Source organism: Agrobacterium sp. lyk4-40-TYG-31 (assembly GCF_030209855.1).
In the GTDB taxonomy this organism is placed as follows: Bacteria; Pseudomonadota; Alphaproteobacteria; order Rhizobiales; family Rhizobiaceae; genus Agrobacterium; species Agrobacterium vaccinii.
The window spans coordinates 306,410-326,690 of record NZ_JARVRE010000010.1 but is presented as its reverse complement, the minus strand read 5'-3'; the positions used below and the strand labels follow the sequence as shown (position 1 = coordinate 326,690).

Below are 20,281 nucleotides of genomic sequence, written 5' to 3'. Positions count from 1 at the left end.
GCAGCATGAACTCGCCGAACAACAAGGCCTTCGTAGTGATCGCAGAGTTTCAGGTGAAACCGGATAGCCTTGCGGCTTTCCTGGAGGCGGCGCGGGATGATGCCATGCATTCCGTTGCCGACGAGCCGGGCTGCCGGCAGTTCGACGTTATATGTCCGGAAGGCTCGGACGACGTCGTTGTCTTCTACGAGGTTTATGACAGCCGCGAAGCGTTCGATGCTCATCTGGAAACGCCTCATCTCGGTCGCTTTCGAGAGGCTTTCCCTTCATTGATCGTGGAAGAGCGGCCCGTCCGCTTTTCCACACGGTACTACCCATGAGCGGAATGGACGAGCAAACGCGCAATACAACCGTTGCCGTCATCGGTACCGGCATCATGGGTGCACCCATGGCCGGTCGCTTGGCAGGCGCGGGTTACAAGGTGCAGGCGTGGAACAGGACATCGGAAAAGGCAGCGGCATTGCATGACACGGGCGTCACCACTGTCGGCAGTGCCGCGGAGGCAGCCTCCAAAGCCGATGTGGTTATCTGCATGCTGAGCTCAGGTCCCGTTTGCGAAGCGGTTTTGCTTGGCGATAGCGGCGTCGTGAGCGCCATGACGGCAGGCGCCACACTTATCGTGATGAGTTCCATTCCAGTGGAAACAGCCGTTGCGATCGCTGAGGCTGCGGCCGCCTGCGGCATCGAGTGTCTCGACGCACCGGTTTCGGGCGGGGAAAAAGGGGCTATTGAAGGCACGCTGGCAATTATGGTCGGTGGAGACAGCGCGGTGGTGGACAGTCTGTGCCCGATCTTCGCCTGTCTTGGACGGGTTACACATGTCGGGCCATCAGGCAGCGGCGCGCTGACGAAACTTGCAAACCAACTGATTGTCGCATCGACGATATGCGCCGTTGCCGAGGCACTGACGCTTGCCGAACGCGGCGGTGCGGATCCAGCCAAGGTTCGTGAAGCGCTGCTTGGTGGCTTTGCGGACTCCACCGTTTTCCGTCAACATGGTCTGCGCATGGTCGAAGGCAATTTCGTGCCTGGCGGACCGGCCAAATATCAGGTGAAGGATACATCCACGGCTCTGGCGTTTGCGCGAAGTCGTGGCTTGACACTACCGATCGGCGAGGAGGTCGATCGGCTTTTCCAGGCTATGGTCGATAATGGCGATGGCGACCTGGATCACAGCGGAATTATCCGCGAACTAAAACGCATGAATGCATAATAAACGTGTTGAATGCGTGCGACTTGACCACCAAAGGGAGGAATAACCATGAAATGCAACGGGATTCGTAGCTTGATCGCTGCGGCAGCCTTTATGTCTGTTTCCATCGCACATGCCGAGACGCTGACACTGTCAACGCCGGACTCTGACACCTCGGAAATCACGCTGGCTGCGAAGAAATTCGCAGAAATCGTGTCTGCGAAGACGAACGGTGAATTGACCATCAAGGTCTTCCCGAATGGTACGCTCTACGGGGGTGATCCGTCGGCTGGCGTAAAGCAACTGGCCGGGGGCTCGCTTGACCTGTTGCTCAATTCCACATCGCTTTACGCGACATTCAATCCGAAATTCACTGCCATCGCCATTCCCTATCAGTTCCGCGATATCAAGCAGTTGCAGGCATATCTGGATAGCGACCTTGGCCAGGAACTCCAATCAGATCTAAGCAAAATCGGCATCAAAGGCCTCGATCTCTGGTCGCGACCCCTTCGCCAGATCACCAATTCCAAGCTTCCCATCACGTCGCCCGCTGACATGAAGGGCATGAAGCTGCGCGTTCCCAACAATCCGTTGTGGGTCGAATTCTTCGGTGCCATGGGTGCAGCACCCACACCGATGGCTTTCGCCGAAGTTTACAACGCTTTGCAGTTAAGGGTGGTTGACGGTCAGGAAAATCCGATCAACGTGCCGGTCAGCGCAAAACTTTACGAAGTCCAGAAATACGCAACGATCAGCAACCACATTGCGGACGCCTGGGTCCTTGGCATGAACCCGGCACGCTACGAGGGTTTGAGCGACGCCTTGAAGGCCGCACTGAATGATGCCGCCAAAGAAACGGAAGCTTGGAAAGCCGAGAACGATAATGCCGACATCGCAAAATCCATTGCGACTTTGAAGGCAAACGGTGTGGAGGTGAACGAATTGACCGACGAGCAGCGCAAGGCGTTTGTCGATGTCGCGGCAGGTCTGTCCGACAAGTTCTCCGCTCTGGTCAAGGATCAGTCCTTCTTCGATCGCACGCATACTTTCGTCACTACGAATTGATGCTTTTCCGACACGTTGCCTGTGGGGCAATGTGTCGGTTCTCATCCGTTCATGTACTCCTTTGAAAGGACATTTACATGCGTAGTTCCGTAAGTTCGTGGCTTGGCACCGTCGTCAAAATTGTTGCGGATGTTGCAGCTGGCGCCGCCTGTGGCGGTGTCTTGATCGTCGTCCTGTTGCAGGTCATCGGCCGCTTGTCGGGGCATCCTCTGCCCTGGACCGAGGAAGCAACGCGCTTTCTCTTCATCTGGATGGTCTTTCTTGGCCTCGCTGCGGGTTTCCGCACGGTGGAAAGCGCCCGAGTTGTCGTCTTTCTCGTGATGGGTCGGCGTCTGTTCCAGCATCTGGCGGTGCCGCTTTATGTCGGATCGTCCGTGTTTTTCTTCGGCCTTATGGGCTGGACCGGATTTACCCTCATGCGTCAGCAGATCATGATGAACGAAACGGCTGCGACCTTACCTATTCCGATGTGGCTTATCGGCATGGTGATGCCGGTTTCGGCGGTCATCGCAATACTGGCGATCATCGATTCTCTGCGCAGCCGTCGCGACTTGATCGCGCTTCCAGAACTCGGACTTCCGGCGGGCGAAATTGCCCATGCCGATGTGTCCATCACGTCAGGACATTAAAGCCATGTCGGTCTTTCTTCTCATCTCATTTTTCGGGCTGAGCATGCTCGGCATTCCCTTGGCTGTTGCCTTGGCTCTGGCCAGCGTCGCCACCTTGTCGTTTTATACGTCGATGCCTCTCGATCTCTTGTCGCAGACGATGTTCTCGTCGATGAATTCGTTTCTTCTGGTCGCGGTGCCGCTTTTCATTCTTGTCGGTACCGTGATGGAACGTGGACGTGTCGCCGAACGCATCTTCGACTTTGCTGAAGCGATGGTCGGTTGGCTGCCGGGAGGCCTAGGCCACGTCAACGTCATCTCATCGGTCATCTTCTCCGGCGTTTCCGGCTCATCGGTTGCCGATATCGCCTCTGTCGGTGCGATTGAAATCAAGGCGATGGAACGGCATGGCTTTCCGAAGGGCTATGCGGTTGGCATGACGCTGTGTACGGCGACGCTGTCGTCCATCATTCCGCCATCGATCCTGGTGGTGATTGCGGGTTCGATCGCGAACGTTTCCATCGGAACGCTCTTGGTGGCGGGTTTGGTGCCGGGATTGTTCATTGCCTTGGCCTTCATGGTCTTCAACCACTTCTACTCCGTCCATTACGGGTACAATCCTCCATCACCGTTCAATCTTCGCACAGTCATTGTGACAGGTCTTCGTGCCATTCTGCCAATGCTGACGCCGCTCATTCTGATCATCGGCATCGCCAGTGGACTGTTCACGCCAACAGAAGCGGCTGCAATCGCAGTGGTCTATGTCGGCATCCTCGGCGTCCTGGTCTATAGAACGCTGCCGGTCAGAGAATTGCCGGAGATTCTGATCTCGACCGCACGGATATCCGGAACGATCCTTTTTATTGCTGCGACGTCGCAGATTGCAGCATGGGTTTTCACCTACGACGGTTTGCCGGAAAAGGTCGCCGAGCTGCTGCAGGCCATGAATCTGGGCCCTCTGACTGGCATGCTAGTCATTTTTGTCTTCCTGCTGATCATCGGTATCTTCATGGAAGCTATTCCAGCAATGTTCATTCTCATTCCGGTGCTGATGCCTCCGGTAGAGGCGCTCGGCATCGATCCGATCCATTTCCTTATCGTCACTGTCATGACACTGACGCTGGGGCTTGTGACGCCACCCGTGGGTGTCTGCTTGTTTGCGGCAGCCCAGGTGGCGAATATGAGTGTCGAGGACGTCATTCGCGGATCTCTTGCTCCGATGGCGGTCCTGACGCTGGCGATCTTTGCCCTCGTGCTTTTCCCGATCTTGACACTGGGACCAATCCGCCTGCTGGGAATGTATTGAAGTATGTGCAGACAATATGCCGGGATCGTCCAAGACGGACGATCCCGCAAAGGCCCTAAGTCGATTTTCTTTCAGGGCTTTACTTAAATTGACAAAGCGCCCGATGGGTGGATCTTCTGCCAGGTCTCTCGTTCAAGCCGCAACCAGTCGAGAAAGATTCGCACTTTCTTTTGCCGAAGATGGTCACGCGGACACACAATCCACTGCGTCGTGATCTTGATGGTCGGTGGCGATGCGACGGGGCAGACAAGTCGCCCGCTTTCAATCTCGTCTCCCATCATCAGGCTGCTCTCAAGAGCAATGCCCATTCCGCGAACTGCAGCATCAATGGCCATATGACTCCGGTCGAAAAGAATGCGGCGCCAACGTTCTTTTGCGGTGACGTTGGCCAACGGAAACCAGCTGTTCCACTGCGCTTGCGATTTGGCGGAATGTATCAGGCGATGTTCAAGCAGGTCTTCCGCGCTCAAGCTGCCAGCCGCTGCATAATGCGGAGAACAGACCGGATAAAACTGCTCGTCTACTATGCCCTCCACGAAAAGACCCGGCCACCGTCCGTCGCCATGCCGAATTTCGATGTCCACGGCTTCCTGACTGAAATCTGTTGGTTCATTTGTGCCATCAAGGCGAAGCTCAAGATCGGGGTGCGTGTCGAGCAGGGTGCCAAGCCGCGGCAGCAACCATTTGTTGGACAGAGTTGGCGTAGCCCGCACGGTCAGCGTCGTAACCGACCGGAAACCCCTGATGGTTCCAGTCGCTTCTTCGATCCGTTCGATCTGATCGGCAATCATCGAGAAATATCTCTCGCCCGCCTCCGTCAACATAATCCCGCGACCAGCTTTCGTCAGCAGCGTCACGCCGAGTTGGCCTTCGAGCACTTGGATCTGCTGACTGACCGCCGACGATGTAACACTGAGCTCTTCCGCAGCGCGCGAGATGCTTCCCGCACGTGCCGCAGCATGAAAAACCAGGATCGATTTAATGGGCAGTTGCATGCTTTTCTTGAACTCTGTTGGTCGCCGCAATCTGCTGCAAGGTTTTGCCGAACGAACTATCCGAACCGCCTTTTCGTGCCTATTCAGGACTCCTCATAGCAAATATGCAATGCAGCGATGCAAGCTTTCGACTGCAACTTTCCGCTCACTTGATTTATTAATAGGCCCAGAAACCATGTAAGAAAGCAATCGAATGAACCGTAATTCGAACCATGCACGTTGGCACGTCGGAAAGAAAATCTGGGATGCACTGGTTTGCGCACGTACGCATGAGGCTGAGCGTATGCTATCTCGAGTGAAAACCTCCAGACAACCCTGATAGGCTACATCTTCATACGGTTAGTGGGCTTCAAACGAAACTTTGCATAGCGTAGGCACGGTAGCCTTTTTGCCGAGCCATTGTTTTGATCGTACCACGCATTTTCTTGTTCTGAAAAACAAGTTCAGGGCCTAATATCTAGAATCCAATTCGCGCCAGACTTCCACCTCTGGGCAGTGGACGATTATTTGATAGGGAAGCCCAGCCCGCGCAAAGTCGCTGCCAACGCTGCGCGCCCATTGAGCGCCTCTGCGTTCTCAATACGTTTTGCGATTGGCGCTGTCCAACCTGACTGCGGCATCTTTTGTTTGACCTGAAATTCCCTCAACACATCGTCATATGTTTTCAGATCGATCTGAGAAGTCTCTGAATATGTCTCATGAAACAGAACTGTAGATTGTGGCAGACGTGGCTTCACGTCGGTAATGACATCAGGGTTGGGATATCCGACGGTGAGGCCGAAGACCGCAACCATTTCGGCAGGCAATCGAAGTTCACGGGCGACGTCGTTTGGCTGGTTGCGGACGCCTCCCACGTAACACGAGCCTAGCCCGAGTGAATCGATTGCCGCAACAGCGTTCTGGGCCGCGAGAGCCGCATCGATGGCACCGATCAGGAAACTTTCCAGATAATCTAGGCCCTCAGCCTCATTGCCATGCTGCTTGGCGACGGCTCTCAAGCGTTTGAGGTCAATGAGCCATACAAGGAAAAGCGGCGCAGCCAGAATATGCGCATTGCCACCTGTATAGCCAGCAAGCCTAGCCTTTCGGTCTTTATCCTGAACCGCAACGACACTCCAGGCTTGAAGATTGGACGAGGTAGGCGCGGATTGGGCCGCTGCCACTAAGAGTTCGATCGTACCCGCGGGCAATGATTTCGGTAGATATGCGCGCGTAGTGCGATGGTTTAGCAGAGCATCGATCGTACTGTTCCAAAAAGGCAGAGAGAAATCTTGATCCACTCCATAGCGCGCAGCAAGGCGCTGCTGTGGCGCTTCACCGTCGGTCAGGTCAGAAGAATGCATCGTCATCGAAAACCTCTTGGGAGTTCAGGCAGCTATAAAAGGAGATACCCTCTTCATATTCTATTTCAATAAAATCAAACGATCAAACCACTCGAATGATTGGCACCAAACGCTAAGCTTCATATTGGTGTCTCCGTGAATGGTATATGTCAGCCTTCCCAATACGCGCGCGTCCGGTCTAGATACTCTCACCTGAATCTAAAACGCAGCAATACCGCTCCGATGTGCCTTGCCGGCAATCTGGCACGCCCGACAAGCTAATGACCGGTTTTTTCGGTCTTTAGCTTGGCACCGAGATCATCACTCTCCCGATATGCTTTCCTTCGGCATAATAAGCAAAGGCTTCGTTTGCCTCGTCGAACGGGAATGTGCGATCGACGAGCGTCTCAATTCCAAGTCGCTTTATCGCTGCAAGAAGATCGGAGAACATGCTTCGATTGCCGTTGGCGATGCCGCGAATGGTGATATTGCGCAGAATAAGGGCGGTGTAGTTCGGAATTGGCGATGTGGTGCCAGGCGTTACGCCGATAACGACGATACGGGTATTGGCAGCGGCAGCCGCGATGGATTGTCCCAGTGTATCCTGACCACCGGTCTCCATGATGATGTTTGCGCCGACGCCGTCGTTCTGCGCCATCAGTTCGTTGGCCCATTCGGGATGGCTGTGGTAGTTGATGAGAATGTCGGCGCCCATATCGCGTGCGATGGCCAGTTTGGCGTCGCTGGAAGAGGTGATCGCGACACGCGCACCAAGCGCCTTTGCCAGTTTCAACGCGAAGAGTGAAACACTGCCGGTGCCAAGGCACACGACAAGTTCGCCTTCCTTCACCTTAGCAACCTCAATGAGCGCATTCCATGCGGTAAGGCCGACGGAGGCAAGCCCGGCAACGCGGGTATCGTCGAGATCGTCGGGGACGCGTATCAGCGCATCGGCTGGAATGACAACCCGCTCTGCCAACCAGCCATCATGCGTCACGCCGATGTCGTGAGAGAAGACGTCCGTGCGGAACGGACCGTCTATCCATCCCGCGAAATGTCCGCACACGACGCGGTCACCTTGTGCGACGTTGCCAACGCCATCCCCAACAGAGACAACGACACCGACGCCTTCCGATATGGGGATGCGATCGGGCGATTGGCGCGGTCCGTAGACCCCGCGCAGGATTTGCACATCGCGGCTGATAAGGCTGATCAGGCGTGGTGCGACGACGACCTGCCCTGGTCCTGCAACTGGATCTGGACGGTTGACTGCGGTCAGGCATTCGAGACCATTCTGGTCGCCAATCTGGTAAGCTTTCATGGACTATTCCTCAGGAAAGGTTGTGGGTCCGAGGACCCGGTAAGAATGCGTAAGTGCGAGCGATGGTCGCGATTATCAATGCCGCTGCTGCCAGCAGAAAAGCTGCCCATGCGAGGGGACCCGCACCGCTGCGGTCTAGCAAAATGCCGCCCACGAGGCCGCCCGCCGCAATCGCGCTGTTCCACACGGTGGTGAGCATGGCATTGGCGAGGTCAACACCTTCTCCAGCCGCATCTGCAAGCGCCGTCTGTAGCTGCGTGGCTACACCACCGAAGGAGAGGCCCCAGACGACCATGGCCGCGATCATGATGGGTGTTGAGGTGGCAAATAATGCCAAAGACAGAGCCGTCGCGCAGAAGGCGATGAGGCTGCAGAGAACCAGTGCGCGCAAAAGTCGGTCGACCAACACGCCAGTCAGCCAGATCCCGGCCATTGCCGCCAGTCCGAAAGCGAGAAGCAGCACATCGATGTTGTCGCCCAGACCCGAAAGCGCCGCGAAAGGCGTGACGTAGGTATAGAGAATATTGTGCCCCGTCACCCACAGGAACAACACAGTGAGGACTGTTCGTACCCCCGATGTCCGCATGACCCCGGTAAGAGATAGCCGCCGCTCAGTGGGTTGGCCCGGAAAGTCAGGCATTTTCCAGATTACCCAAACCAACAAAAGCAGGGTCGTCGCAGACATAAACAGAAAAGCCGCTCTCCAGCCGACAGTGGCGCCGAAGAAGGCACCAGCAGGAACTCCGAGAGCGAGCGCCAGCGGCGTCCCTGCCATGGCGATCGCCAGTGCCTTTCCCTGCAAGGGCTCGATCACCATTCGCCGTGCATAGCCTGAGACAATACCCCATCCAAGCCCCGCGGCCATGCCCGCCAAGAAACGAGCTCCAAGTGTGATGGCATAGGACGTTGATAAGGCCGTGATCGTGTTGAAAATCAGGAAACCGGCAATTGCAAGCAGCAAAGCCGGCTTGCGTCGCCAGCCCTGCGTCCACAATGTCAGCGGGATCGCCGCGACGAGTGACCCAACGGCATAAACAGTGACGGTCTGACCCGCCAGCGACTGCGAAACGCTCAGGCCCTCCGCCATCTGCGGCAGAAGGCCAGCGGGTAAGGTTTCCGTCAGAATCGCGGTAAATCCCGTCATGGCAAGCACAAGCAAGGCTCCCACGGGCAGATGCTCCTGCGGCGACGCAAACGTTTTCCGGCGTTGGACTGCCAATGTATCTGCCATGATTTTCCTGATTTATGGGTAGATCGTTCCGGAAGTCGCATTATAGGGTTTGCTTTGTCAAGCAAATCTGGAATGATCGCTCTATAAGAAGAAGGCGGACAAGGATGGCGAGAACCGGTAGGCCAAGGCGTTTTGATCGCGACGATGCGGTATCGCGTGCGATGCATCTGTTCTGGCAGCATGGCTATGAGGGAGCCTCGACGGACCGGTTGCGGCTCGCCATGGGTGGTATTTCTTCAGCGAGTTTCTATGCCGCCTTCGGTTCGAAGGAGCTGCTTTTCCGTGAAAGCCTGCAACGGTATCTGGAGCAGCATGGTGGGGTGGTGGCAGCTCTTCGCGACATCAGCCTTCCGGCGCGTGACCGGCTCGAACGGGCGCTTCTGGCTTCGGTGACTGTTCAGACGGAGACATCTCACCCGTCCGGCTGCATGGTCACACTTTCGGCGACGGTCCTCTCAGAGGCGGGCGTGACGTTGCAGGCTTTAACCGCGGGTTACCGCGAAGAAACCCGAAGAGCGATCGCCGACTGCATATCTGATGGAGTTTCAAGCGGCGCCCTGAGCGCGGCAACGGATGTTTCCTCTTTGGCTTCTCTTTACGATGCAATCTTGCTCGGCGTCTCGATCCAAGCCCGCGATGGCGTATCAATCGCATCGATCCGTGGCGCCGTCAGATCGGCGATGGCAAGCTGGGATGCTGCGGCCAGAGATTAGAGATGCCGCGATGGCATTGATATGTCCTTGATTAAGGTATGGATTTCACTCAGTGATATTTACGAGGCATCAGAACGACGGAGAAATAGTCGTTCATTCCAATTCTGAATACCCGGTGGGACCTCGCAGGCTCAAAGCTTTGCTTCGACAGCATGACCGTTCCGTATCCTCGATGATACGCCTCACCACAGGAAATATCTCTGTGCAATACCGGGTCATTACGAAGCCACCCGAGGTCTTCTTGAACAGGTCGTCACCGGTTATGGCGAGCACGCGTTTCAGCGCGTGGCTCATTGCAGGCTGGTAAAGACCGATATATTGACCAGCAGCTGTCATATTGCCCTTCACGACCAGGGCATAGATGACCTTTAAAAGGTTGAGGTCTATCGACCCCAATTGAAACCGCTGCATTCGAGCCCTGCCTGCCTTTTTGAAACTTCCCATGATCCAAGTGAGATCACTCCGAAAAGACAGGAACTCGCCTGCGAGCACAAACGCAAGCGAAACCTGCCGCAGCAGGGGACTGAACAGGCAACTGGAGCACATCCTGACTGGTAGACCGCCAGAAAGGACGCGTTTCGGAACCCTGTTCCAGAGCCATGCTTATGTTCTGGCAGCCACGACCGCTTCGGCAATTTTGAGGAAATCGCCAGCGGTGACCTTTGCCGGTTCGTAGGTGGTTTTCCCAAGATTTCGGGCGACTGCAAATTCGTCCGTGACGGCGCGGCGATGAACGATGACCGTGTCGATGGCGGGAAGGCACAGAATGAACTGCCCAAAATTGCCATTCATCAGGTAGGAGCCTTCGAATGCGGGATCGCTGGATGTTGGTATCCACCAGAGATAACCATATCCAAGGCCTTCCTTGCTCTTGGCCTGTTCCGGCGTAAACCGCATTTTGGTGCTCTCGGTGATCCAAGTCTCCGGCACGATCGTCTTCCCGTGCCACTTTCCGTTTTGGAGCATCAGTTGCCCCAGGCGCGCCATGTCGCGAGCGGAGAGGAACAAGTGGTAGGCGAGGTAACGAGACTGGTTTTCATAGCCCATCATTCGCTGTCTATCGATTTCGAAATCCTCAAAGCCCAGCGGTTCGGCTATATCTTCCTTCAGCGCCTGGAAAACTGTCTTGCCGGTCCGTTTTTCGAAAATGGCACCGAGAACATTGAAGTCCCAATTGTTGTACAGAAAGACGGAGCCTGGCGCGGTCGTGCCACGTTCCGGCGTGTTCTCGTTACCACCGGGACTACCCGCCGCATGATAGACGCCGGAGCTCGATGTCAGCAGATCCTTGATTCTTGCGGTTTTTTCCAAAGGCAGAAGTCCGTCATCCTCCTCGATGCCGACATCTCCTATTGTCATGTTCAGATCGATTTTGCCTTCATCCACATAACGCCCGAACAACATCGACAAGACGCTTTTTCTGGCTGACGCAAGGTAGCTGACATCAGAAATATTCCCGTAACGATAAACGATCTCACCGCCCTGCACGACCATCATCGATGATGTGGGTAGCGGGTAGAGTTTCGCTTCCATCTGCGCAAGTTTCTCTTGCGACCAACCAGCCGATGCAACGTCCTTGACGGTCTTCCATGGTTTGTCCGACGAAGGACTAGCACATGAGATTGGATCTGCCGCAGATGCTGTCTGTTTGATCAGGCCGACAGCCGTAAAGGTGGAGACTGCCGATGCTGCAAGAACAGAGCGTCTTGATAGTTTAGGACCAAAGGCCATTGATATCCTCCCGTAGGGCATTGATTGGTTGTCAGTTGGTTGCGCAGGTGAAGCTGGACGCCATCGCAATGTCGCCATCACCTTTGTATTTCGGCCATGACGGATATTCGCAAAGAGGACGAGTGCGTCCCTTCGTGGGGGATTTGGTGGCATCCAGAACGATCGGGCGTGCAGGCGGAACGTCGTTTTCCACCCAATTATCCAAAGCCGTCAGATTGTCCCAGGTTGGTGAGAAGCGACCGCCTCCATGGGCCAGCCCTGGAACAAGATAGAATCGCATAAATTCGCTTACTTTTACTTTGCCCATTTTTGCGACGATCGACTCGAACAGTTTGGCATTGCCGAGGGGACTTACGCTCGGATCGTCATCGCCCTGAAGCCAAATGATTTTGCCACCGCGGGCGCTAAAGGCCGACCAGTCGGTCCGTGTCGCGCCGATGATGTCCGAAAGTTCAACGATCCTTTTCTTGAGCTTGCCCGGTTGGCGGATATCGAAGGATAAAAGATTGAGTGGCTGGTCAGGCGAAACGAAATTTTGCAGAAATTCGAACGAGCGGCTGGAGTGATGGGCATTCGGACCGGACACCGGAGGATTACGGATTTGAGGCTCTGATCCCAGTTGCATCATGATGCCTTCCAAGCTGTTATAGCCGGGATAGGTGTCTATGCCGTTTGCCAGCTCGTAGGGCAGCCAATAGCCCTCGTGATAGATATTCAGCGTACGGTCGATCTGCGCTTTCGTGAGGCAGTCTTCGGGCTTTCCAATTGTGTCACCTTTGCAGGCGAGGCGCTTGACCAAGACTTTTGACTGAGCGCGGCATGCTTGCATGTTGCTGATCATGCCGTCTTCGGCACCATCCAGCCCATCGCAAGACTTTAAGGCCTCTTTTGAAATCGTCTCTACCAGCTTCGGTGGAATCCATCCGGCTGAATTATTATCATAGACCGCACGTGCAAGGCCTGCGCCCCATAGTCTGAGGCCAACGAAATTGGCCGTAGGATAATTCGTGAGAATACCATCATAAGATTCCGGCCAGCGGGATGCCGCCGTCAACCCCTCGCGACCACCTGTAGAGCCACCTTGGAAATATACTCTGGATATCGGCTTGTTGTATCTTTTTTGGACGAGAACCTTGGCGACATCGAGAGTTTTTTGGATGTGCATATAGCCGTAATTCAGCATAGCTTCGTCATTTTTGGCAAACGAAGCGTCATCCGCGTTGGGCGCCTGATGTCCTGAATCGCTTCCGAATGTGACGTATCCTTGCGCTAGCGGAGTGGGCGCAACGTCTAGGCCAAGTGTTGTCTTCTCCGTCGTTGGTGGCACGCTGGCATTATAGCCACCGCCGCCATATTGCAGCAGCTTGCCATTCCAAGCGGTTGGGAGATTGACCTGCCAGACGATATCAGGTGCTTTTGGATCGACCGGCTTTGTCTTTCCCATGATCTTGCAATATTCGCCGTTTTGATTGGATTGATCAGAAGCTTTGATCAGAGTAGTGGATATCACTTCCGCGCCCGTGGTCGGGAGCTTTATTTTGGATGCCGAAATATCTGCTTTCTCCAACGCGGAACACAATGTAGACGTGTCTTGTTCGACCGCTCTTGCGGGTAAGCAGAAAGTGTAGGCGAGCGAGATCGACATCACGCTAAGTGATGCTACCCTATGCAGAAATATCATGTTTTCCTCCCAGCTGCTCAGCCACTCCAAGGCCAGCAGGATATCCTCTTTCAGGACAGTAGCGGAAGAAACGCCACTATGTGAAATGCAAATAAGAGAACGATTATTGCGATCGACGCATGACCATGCTTTCGGTTCTTTTAAGTGCGGCGAGGGTGTTAAATATCGTCGTTGAGTTGCGACAAGGATACGAATATAAGAAGGGGCGATCAATCGACCACCCCTTTCCAAATGCCAATTCGCTTGCTTATGCTGGCCGTTCTTCGCCCGCATTGGGCCTCCAGGTTATCAATTTCTTCTCGACAAAATCGAGCACGAGATCGATGACGAGGACAAACATTGCCAGGATAATGATACCTGCAAATACGCCCACCGCATCGAAGTTACCTTCCGAGCGAGCAATCAGGTAGCCGAGGCCTGCCGATGCACCGAGATATTCACCGATGATCGCGCCGACGACAGCAAAACCAACCGATGTGCGAAGCGAGGACAAGATCCAGCTTGCAGCAGCAGGGAAGTAGACGTGGCGCAGAAGGTCGGAACGTTTTGCGCCGAGAATGCGAGCGTTCGACAAGACGACTGGGTTCACTTCTTTCACACCCTGCATGGCGTTGAAAAATGTCACGAAGAATACGAGCGTCACTGCAAGGGCAACCTTCGACCAGAGGCCTAACCCCAGCCATAGGACGAAGATCGGTGCTAGGACAACGCGCGGAATTGCGTTGACCGCTTTAATGAAGGGATCCAGCACGCGTGCGACGAATGGGCTTAGTCCAAGCCATACGCCCGCTGCGACGCCGAGGCCTGTTCCAATGAGATAGCCGAGAACCGTCTCACTCAGTGTAATGCCGACGTGCTTGTAGAAACCAGCGTCTGCGATCCAGGTGATGACCTGTTTTACGATGTCGAACGGAGCGGGGAAGAAGAAGCGATCTATCACGCCGGTGGAAACGCCGAGCTGCCAGCCACCCAGGATGACAACGAGAAGCGCGACCTGAATGAGGCGAATGTTAATGGCGTGCATAGCTTTTCTCCACTTCGCCGCGCAGGGATGCCCAAATATCGCGGTACAGAGTCATGAATTTTGGATCGAGTTTGATTTCCGCCACGTTGCGCGGACGCTCCAGATCGACGGGGAAGCTCTCGATAACACGGCTCTTCGGACCGGCTGCGAGCACGACGACGCGATCGCCTAGAGCAATGGCTTCTTCGAGATCATGCGTGATCATCACGACTGCCCTTCGGTCTTCCTGCCAAAGCCTTAAAAGCTCGTTCTGCATGAGGTGTCTGGTGTGGATGTCGAGCGCTGAGAACGGCTCATCCATCAAGATGACCTTGGGTTCGGTGATGAGAGCCTGCGCCATCTGCACACGCTTGCGCTGACCACCGGAAAGCTGGTGAGGAAAGCGTGCTTCAAAACCTTTCAGGCCAACTTTTTCTAGCCATGCCAGCACCTTGCCGCGCCGCTCTACCTCTGGCACGCCTCTGAACATGAGCCCTAACTCGACATTTTGATACGCAGTTTTCCACGGAAGAAGAGCGTCCTGCTGGAACAGGTAGCCGATGTTGTTCTGAACGCCGTTGACAGCTGCGCCGTCGATAGCAACGGTGCCTTTCGCTGGCTTCAACAAACCGGCTATAGCGTTAAGGATCGTCGATTTCCCGCAACCGGTCGGCCCGACAATGGAGAGAAACTCTCCATCGCCAACGTTAAGATTGACGTCCTGAACGGCAACAAACGAACCAAACGCCATCGTGACGTCATCAATTGTTACCATCGGTTTGGCTTGAACATCTGCCACGGGCGTTAACTTTCTGATTGTCGAAGACATTGACATACCCTCAGTTTGCCGGCTTCGAAGCCGTGGCCTCTACGAACGTGTTGGTGTAGGTCGTGTTGAGATCAATTGTGGCCTTCGCGACCGCCTCGTTGAAGCTTTTTAGAACCATCAAAGGTGTTTCCAGATCACCCGGAACGAACTTTCCGTCTTCCGAGAAGATGGCTTTCGCGGCTTCCACAGCCTTGATGTAAGTTTGCTTGTCGCCAGATACGAAGTCGTCAGGGAGCTTCTCGACGATCTCTTCGGCTGAATGCGCCTTCATCCAATGCAACGCCTTGACGGTGGCGTTGGTCACTTTCTGAATTACCTCGGGATGTGCGTCGATGTAGTCTTGAGTGGCATAAAGAACGGACGTCGGATAGATGCCGCCGTAGACGTCCTTGGCACCCTGGTCGCTGCGTGCATCGATCAAAATCTTACCCAATCCACGCTCAACGACAATCGTAGCCGCTGGATCATAGTTGACCAGCAGGTCGATTTTCCCCTGCTGCAAAGCGGCCACGGCTGCTGCGCCAGAACCGACGCCAATGATGGAAATATCGTCTTCACTCAGATTGTGCTGCTTCAGATAATAGCGAATAAAAAAGTCCGAGGAGGAGCCGGGAGAGGTGATGCCGACCTTTTTGCCTTTGATCGTCTCGGGCTTTGCGGGGTCGAAGTCTGTATCGTTGGTCCCGGCAAGAACCAGTCCGGAATTGCGCGCCAGCATCACGAAGCCGACAACGTGCTTGTTTTGCGACTGCATCTGGATCGTGTGATCGTAGAAACCGACTGCAACATCTGTGGAACCGGCGACGAGTGCCTGTAGAACCTTGGAACCACCTTGGGCAAAGTTCTCTGTCGTTACATCAAGCCCCTCATCCTTGTAGTAACCAAGGCTCGCAGCCACGGGAAAGGGCAGGTTGTTGAGATTATAGGATCCGACACTCATTCTGACGGATTCTGCGTTTGCGGATGCTGCAAGTGCACAGAGCGCTGCTGTTGCTAACAAGTATTTACGCATAGGGTTCTCCTCCCGGTTATCTAAAGTAATTCGCCTATCTGGCGTCGTTTAAGCGGCGTTTTCAATCGCCGTATTCGGCTTTGCGAAAACGTATCCTTCGAAAAGTCGGCGGGCCGTCCTCACGAGACCAGCCGTTATTGCACCGTTTCTTATCTCCAGTTGAACATCGAGACGGCCTGCCGGATGCTCGATCTGAACCTGGGTCGGTACAGCGGGTTTATCCGTGTCTTCAAATACGACGGTTCCATCCGTCACCGCCGCCGTGGCAATGCCGACCGCGCCGGTCGTCGCCAGTGCAGGGTGGCATTCGTTGGGCATGAAGTACCGCACGGATAGGGTTCCGCCCTTACGGGCGGGAGATATCAAAACTGGCTTGGGGATGACCATGTCGGTTACGTCACCCATACCCATGAGTTCACCAGCCTTGATGCGTATGCGGGTTAACCGTTCGATCAATTCATGGTTTGCGGTCAGCGCTTTAGGATCTTCATAGCCCGTCAAGCCCAGATCTGCAGCGCGCATGAGCACCATGGGCATCGCGCAGTCTATTGCCGTCACGGCAACGCCATCAATGATGTCGACAGGCTTACCGGTGGGCAACAACTTGCCGGTTTTGGCGCCTGCGGCATCCATGAAAGTCAGCGCGATCGGAGCAGCCAAACCAGGAACACCATCAATTGAGGCATCACCGAGATAGATGACTTCATTGCCGTGGGTAGGTACCTTGGCCTCGATCAACTTGCCGGTATTCACGTTGTGGATGCGAACAAGTGTATCTGTGCCCTGTCCCTGAACGAGCCCGGCCTCGATTGCAAAGGGTCCTACGGCAGCAAGCATGTTGCCACAATTGGGCGAGTAGTCGACATATTGCCGATCTGTGCGAACCTGGGCAAAAAGGTAGTCGATATCGGCTCCCTTCACCTTAGAGGGGCCAATGATCGCGACCTTTGAGGTGACCGGATTTCCGCCGCCTATGCCATCGATTTGAAGGGGATGTCCGGAACCCATGATCGATAAAAGGGCGGCATCCTTCTCAGCTTGGTCGCGTGGAAGGTCCGACGCCAGAAAAAACGGCCCGCGAGATGTTCCGCCGCGCATCAGCACACAAGGTATCTTTTGAAGGTCGTTCATATTCGCCTCAATCTTGCATTTGATGGATCAATCCATCGGGTTGTTGCAATATGGGCAAGACAGCGTTATTTGTTAAATGCAATGTTTTGGAGGTTTATTGCGATATGAGCATCAATTGCGAAATTCTCGATTTGCGCGCTTTTCAAGCAGTGGTTGAGTTGGAGAGTTTTCACAGAGCCGCTGATGCTCTACACATCTCACAGCCGGCGCTGACCCGACGCATCCAAAAACTTGAGCAATCCATTGGTGCACCTTTGCTGGAGCGGACCACGCGTCATGTCGCTCCGACAGCTATGGGTCAGGAAGTCATGCCGCTCGTCCGGCGTATGCTCGAAGAGTTCGATGGCTCGTTGTTTGCTATGAAGGATGGCACGCAAAGGCGCGGGCTGATCACCATGGCCTGTGTCCCAACTGCAGCTTTCTATTTTCTTCCAATCGTCATAAGGACATTCAGCGAACAATATCCTCACATTCGCCTTCGAATTCGTGACCTTACCGCGAACGAAGGTCTTCAAGCAGTGGCACGGGGTGAGGTGGAGTTTGGCATTAACCTCATGGGAAACTCAGATCCAGATCTTTCCTTTGAGCCACTCATCGATGACCCATTCGTTCTCGCTATGAGGAAAGATCATCCGCTCGCCCAATTCGAAACGATCCAATGGAATCAGTTGGAGGAATATCCGCTTGTGGTCGTAGATCGCTCTAGCGGGAACAGGACGCTCCTCGATGGCGCTCTCGCCAGACACAATCTGAAGCTGAACTGGTCCTATGAGGTAACACACCTCAACACTTCACTGGGGCTCGTTGAGGCGGGTCTTGGGATTTCGGTTTTACCGCGACTGGCAACTCCGCAAGAGGATCACCCTTTTCTGGTGTCACGCCCGATCGTCGAGCCGGTTGTCTCGAGAACTATAGGAATTGTCCAAAGAAGAAGCAGCGTTCTATCCCCAGCGGCCGAGAAATTTGTTGCGATGCTATTGAAAACTTGGAAAACCCCTTAGCATGAGTGTAAACTCCGTAACGATGTCTCAGGAACCCATGGTTCAAAGCACCTCGTACAATACATTGCCGGACAGGTCTCAACCTGAACCGCAGCTTATATTTTCGCCTATCCAGCACGACGTCGAACACACGTACCCTTTTTTTTAATAAATATATTCTAATTTGCTTGAGATGCATCAAGCATTGGCGGAGCACCGCCTGCTGTCATGGGGGAGTTCCGAGAGGAATGCTGACGGCGGTTAGTCGATGCATTTTCGCAGGTCCTTATGAAGCGTCTCAAGATTTCCACGCAGCTTGCCCTCCTTGTCGGAGGTCTGGTTCTTGCCTTCTCCATAGCAACCTTCTTCCAGATCCGGTCTTCGTCCGAGACGATTTATCAGCAGCGTTACGAGATGTTGCGAACCGAGACCGAAACAGCAATTTCCGTTCTGAAACTTTACGATGACAAGGCGAAAGCTGGTCAATTGACCTTGGAACAGGCCCGCCAGCAGGCCTTTGATCTGTTGGTTTCCATGCGTTACGAGCCGGACGGCTACTTTTTTGCCTATGATCGGGACATCAACATGTTGTTCCATTACGACACCAAGCGTATTGGTCAGAATTTCAAAAACAAGCCAGATCCGACTGGCAACCTCTACCGTGAAAAGCTGGTCGATCTGGCAATAAAGGGCGGCGGGCGCGTCGACTTCATGGCCAGCAAACCAGGTGCCGACAAGGACGCATTTTTCCGCAAGACCGCTTATGCGGCAGAGTATAAGCCTTGGGGCGTCATCATCAATACCGGCCTCTACATGGACGACCTTGAGGCCGAAGTGAACAACGCCATCTGGAAGGCGATCAGCATCGGCTTTGGCATTCTCATTTTCGCAATCGCAGCGGCTATCGTTATCATTCGTGGAATCACAAAACCGCTGAGCGAAATTCACAACGCTCTGGGCGAAGTAGCCAACGAGAATGTGGCCATGGCTATTCCGCATACCAACATGAAGAACGAAGTGGGCATGATGGCGAAGGCCACAGAAGCACTTCAGCAAAAGGTACGCGAGCGCCACGACATGCAGCTCCGTCAGGAAGAGCAGCAGAACCAGCTGGATAGTGAGCGTCAGAGCAACCTGGACACCCAGCGTGGCGAAGCCGAACTTCAGGCACGCGTGGTGGCCACCATCGGCGAAGCATTGGAAAAACTGGCACAGGGCGATCTTACCGTTCGCTGCCGCGACCTTGGCACACGCTATGCCGATCTGCGCGACAACTTCAACGAAGCGCTGGCGCATCTCGATGCCGCCATGGCGCGCGTGAATTCCAAGGGCATCGACATTGGCGGCTCCAAGGATGAAATCCGCAAGGCGTCCAGCGAGCTTTCGCAGCGCACAGAACGACAGGCTGCCAATCTGGAAGAGACATCTGCCGCCCTCGACGAATTGACCGTTGCCGTGCGCCAGACAGCAGACGGTGCACATGAAGCCGCAAAGCGCGTGGGTGCCGTCAGCACCGAAGCCACCCGCAGCGACCGCGTGGTGGAAGAAGCCATCGGCGCAATGACCGGCATCGAGCAGTCTTCTGCCGAAATCTCCAAGATCATCGGCGTGATCGACGAAATTGCCTTCCAAACCAACCTTCTGGCGCTTAATGCCGGTGTCGAGGCCGCACGTGCCGGTGAATCCGGCAAGGGCTTTGCGGTGGTTGCCCAGGAAGTGCGCGAACTGGCCCAGCGCTCTGCGGCTGCCGCCAAGGAAATCAAGGACCAGATCGCCCGATCCTCCAGCCAGGTGCAAAACGGCGTTCGTCTTGTTGGCGAGGCCGGCGAAGCGCTGAAACGCATTTCCGACCAGATCAAATCGGCAAACGACATCGTCGGCAAGATCGCGCATTCGGCCTCCGAGCAGGACACGACCTTGCGCTCCATCTCGTCATCGCTGAACCAGCTGGATTTGGCGACACAGCACAATGCCGCCATGGCGGAAGAGACCACGGCATCGGCTGAATCGCTCTCCGTCGATACAGAAGAACTGCTCAACCTCATCCGCACATTCCGTGTCTCCGGCTCCCAGAACGGAAGCCTGCACGGCATGGCGCAAGAGATGCGCCGCGCGAGCTGACCCTCGCCGACATCATGAAACACAAGAAACGCCGGGGAGA

Annotated in this window: 19 protein-coding genes; 8 read left to right on the top strand and 11 right to left on the bottom strand. The window is 54.8% G+C overall.

Going from position 1 to position 20,281, the window contains the following annotated elements; all coding sequences use genetic code 11:
• Positions 1-5 precede the first annotated feature (5 nt).
• The 5 genes from QRN55_RS20290 (at position 6) to QRN55_RS20270 (ending at position 4,171) form a co-directional block, all read left to right on the top strand.
• Positions 6-320, top strand: a complete 315-nt coding sequence (locus QRN55_RS20290; RefSeq protein ID WP_111838876.1) for a putative quinol monooxygenase — start codon at positions 6-8, stop codon at positions 318-320.
• Positions 321-325: 5 nt separating this feature from the next.
• On the top strand, positions 326-1,213 hold the full coding sequence (locus QRN55_RS20285) for an NAD(P)-dependent oxidoreductase (protein ID WP_111838875.1): 888 nt from the start codon (positions 326-328) through the stop codon (positions 1,211-1,213).
• A gap of 48 nt (positions 1,214-1,261) precedes the next feature.
• A complete protein-coding gene (locus QRN55_RS20280) occupies positions 1,262-2,257 on the top strand; it encodes a DctP family TRAP transporter solute-binding subunit (RefSeq protein WP_111838606.1) in 996 nt (331 codons plus the stop codon).
• Between the two features lie 77 nt (positions 2,258-2,334).
• Positions 2,335-2,886, top strand: a complete 552-nt coding sequence (locus QRN55_RS20275) for a TRAP transporter small permease (RefSeq protein ID WP_111838605.1) — start codon at positions 2,335-2,337, stop codon at positions 2,884-2,886.
• A gap of 4 nt (positions 2,887-2,890) precedes the next feature.
• The gene (locus QRN55_RS20270) at positions 2,891-4,171 is read left to right on the top strand and encodes a TRAP transporter large permease (protein WP_111838604.1); all 1,281 of its coding nucleotides are present in this window, start codon (positions 2,891-2,893) and stop codon (positions 4,169-4,171) included.
• Between the two features lie 83 nt (positions 4,172-4,254).
• Here QRN55_RS20270 and QRN55_RS20265 read toward each other — a convergent pair whose 3' ends face one another.
• From QRN55_RS20265 to QRN55_RS20250, 4 genes are all read right to left on the bottom strand, one after another.
• Positions 4,255-5,166: a LysR substrate-binding domain-containing protein gene (locus QRN55_RS20265; protein ID WP_111838603.1), complete on the bottom strand. Its 912-nt coding sequence runs from the start codon at positions 5,164-5,166 to the stop codon at positions 4,255-4,257.
• 503 nt (positions 5,167-5,669) lie between these two features.
• Positions 5,670-6,509, bottom strand: a complete 840-nt coding sequence (locus tag QRN55_RS20260; protein ID WP_422387374.1) for an NADPH-dependent oxidoreductase — start codon at positions 6,507-6,509, stop codon at positions 5,670-5,672.
• Between the two features lie 280 nt (positions 6,510-6,789).
• Positions 6,790-7,809, bottom strand: a complete 1,020-nt coding sequence (locus tag QRN55_RS20255; protein WP_233125018.1) for a zinc-dependent alcohol dehydrogenase family protein — start codon at positions 7,807-7,809, stop codon at positions 6,790-6,792.
• A 10-nt stretch (positions 7,810-7,819) separates the two neighbouring features.
• A complete protein-coding gene (locus QRN55_RS20250) occupies positions 7,820-9,040 on the bottom strand; it encodes an MFS transporter (protein ID WP_111838600.1) in 1,221 nt (406 codons plus the stop codon).
• Positions 9,041-9,144: 104 nt separating this feature from the next.
• Between QRN55_RS20250 and QRN55_RS20245 the strand changes: the two genes are divergently transcribed.
• Positions 9,145-9,753 (top strand): TetR/AcrR family transcriptional regulator, encoded by a 609-nt coding sequence (locus QRN55_RS20245; protein ID WP_111838599.1) that lies wholly within the window; start codon positions 9,145-9,147, stop codon positions 9,751-9,753.
• 93 nt (positions 9,754-9,846) lie between these two features.
• On the opposite strand, the gene QRN55_RS20240 is transcribed toward QRN55_RS20245, so the two are convergent.
• The 7 genes from QRN55_RS20240 to QRN55_RS20210 form a co-directional block, all read right to left on the bottom strand.
• Positions 9,847-10,164, bottom strand: coding sequence for a LysR family transcriptional regulator (locus tag QRN55_RS20240; protein ID WP_162694433.1), 318 nt, complete (start codon positions 10,162-10,164; stop codon positions 9,847-9,849).
• Between the two features lie 192 nt (positions 10,165-10,356).
• The gene (locus QRN55_RS20235; protein ID WP_284778081.1) at positions 10,357-11,484 is read right to left on the bottom strand and encodes a serine hydrolase domain-containing protein; all 1,128 of its coding nucleotides are present in this window, start codon (positions 11,482-11,484) and stop codon (positions 10,357-10,359) included.
• A gap of 31 nt (positions 11,485-11,515) precedes the next feature.
• Complete coding sequence (locus QRN55_RS20230) at positions 11,516-13,438, bottom strand: tannase/feruloyl esterase family alpha/beta hydrolase (protein WP_233125016.1); 1,923 nt, start codon at positions 13,436-13,438, stop codon at positions 11,516-11,518.
• Positions 13,413-14,189 carry an ABC transporter permease gene (locus tag QRN55_RS20225; RefSeq protein ID WP_111838596.1) on the bottom strand — a complete coding sequence of 259 codons (777 nt, stop codon included), beginning with the start codon at positions 14,187-14,189 and terminating at the stop codon, positions 13,413-13,415. The genes QRN55_RS20230 and QRN55_RS20225 overlap by 26 nt, the downstream gene beginning before the upstream one ends.
• Positions 14,176-14,997 (bottom strand): ABC transporter ATP-binding protein, encoded by an 822-nt coding sequence (locus QRN55_RS20220; RefSeq protein WP_111838595.1) that lies wholly within the window; start codon positions 14,995-14,997, stop codon positions 14,176-14,178. Before QRN55_RS20220 ends, QRN55_RS20225 begins: the two co-directional genes overlap by 14 nt.
• Positions 14,998-15,007: 10 nt before the next feature.
• Positions 15,008-16,009 (bottom strand): ABC transporter substrate-binding protein, encoded by a 1,002-nt coding sequence (locus tag QRN55_RS20215; RefSeq protein ID WP_162694431.1) that lies wholly within the window; start codon positions 16,007-16,009, stop codon positions 15,008-15,010.
• 48 nt (positions 16,010-16,057) lie between these two features.
• Entirely contained in the window at positions 16,058-17,140 is a 1,083-nt protein-coding gene (locus QRN55_RS20210; RefSeq protein WP_111838594.1) for a 4-oxalomesaconate tautomerase, read from the bottom strand.
• Between the two features lie 104 nt (positions 17,141-17,244).
• Between QRN55_RS20210 and QRN55_RS20205 the strand changes: the two genes are divergently transcribed.
• Together QRN55_RS20205 and QRN55_RS20200 are read left to right on the top strand one after the other, a co-directional pair.
• Positions 17,245-18,141 carry a LysR family transcriptional regulator gene (locus QRN55_RS20205; protein WP_111838873.1) on the top strand — a complete coding sequence of 299 codons (897 nt, stop codon included), beginning with the start codon at positions 17,245-17,247 and terminating at the stop codon, positions 18,139-18,141.
• A 267-nt stretch (positions 18,142-18,408) separates the two neighbouring features.
• Complete coding sequence (locus QRN55_RS20200; protein ID WP_111838593.1) at positions 18,409-20,241, top strand: methyl-accepting chemotaxis protein; 1,833 nt, start codon at positions 18,409-18,411, stop codon at positions 20,239-20,241.
• Positions 20,242-20,281: the final 40 nt, after the last annotated feature.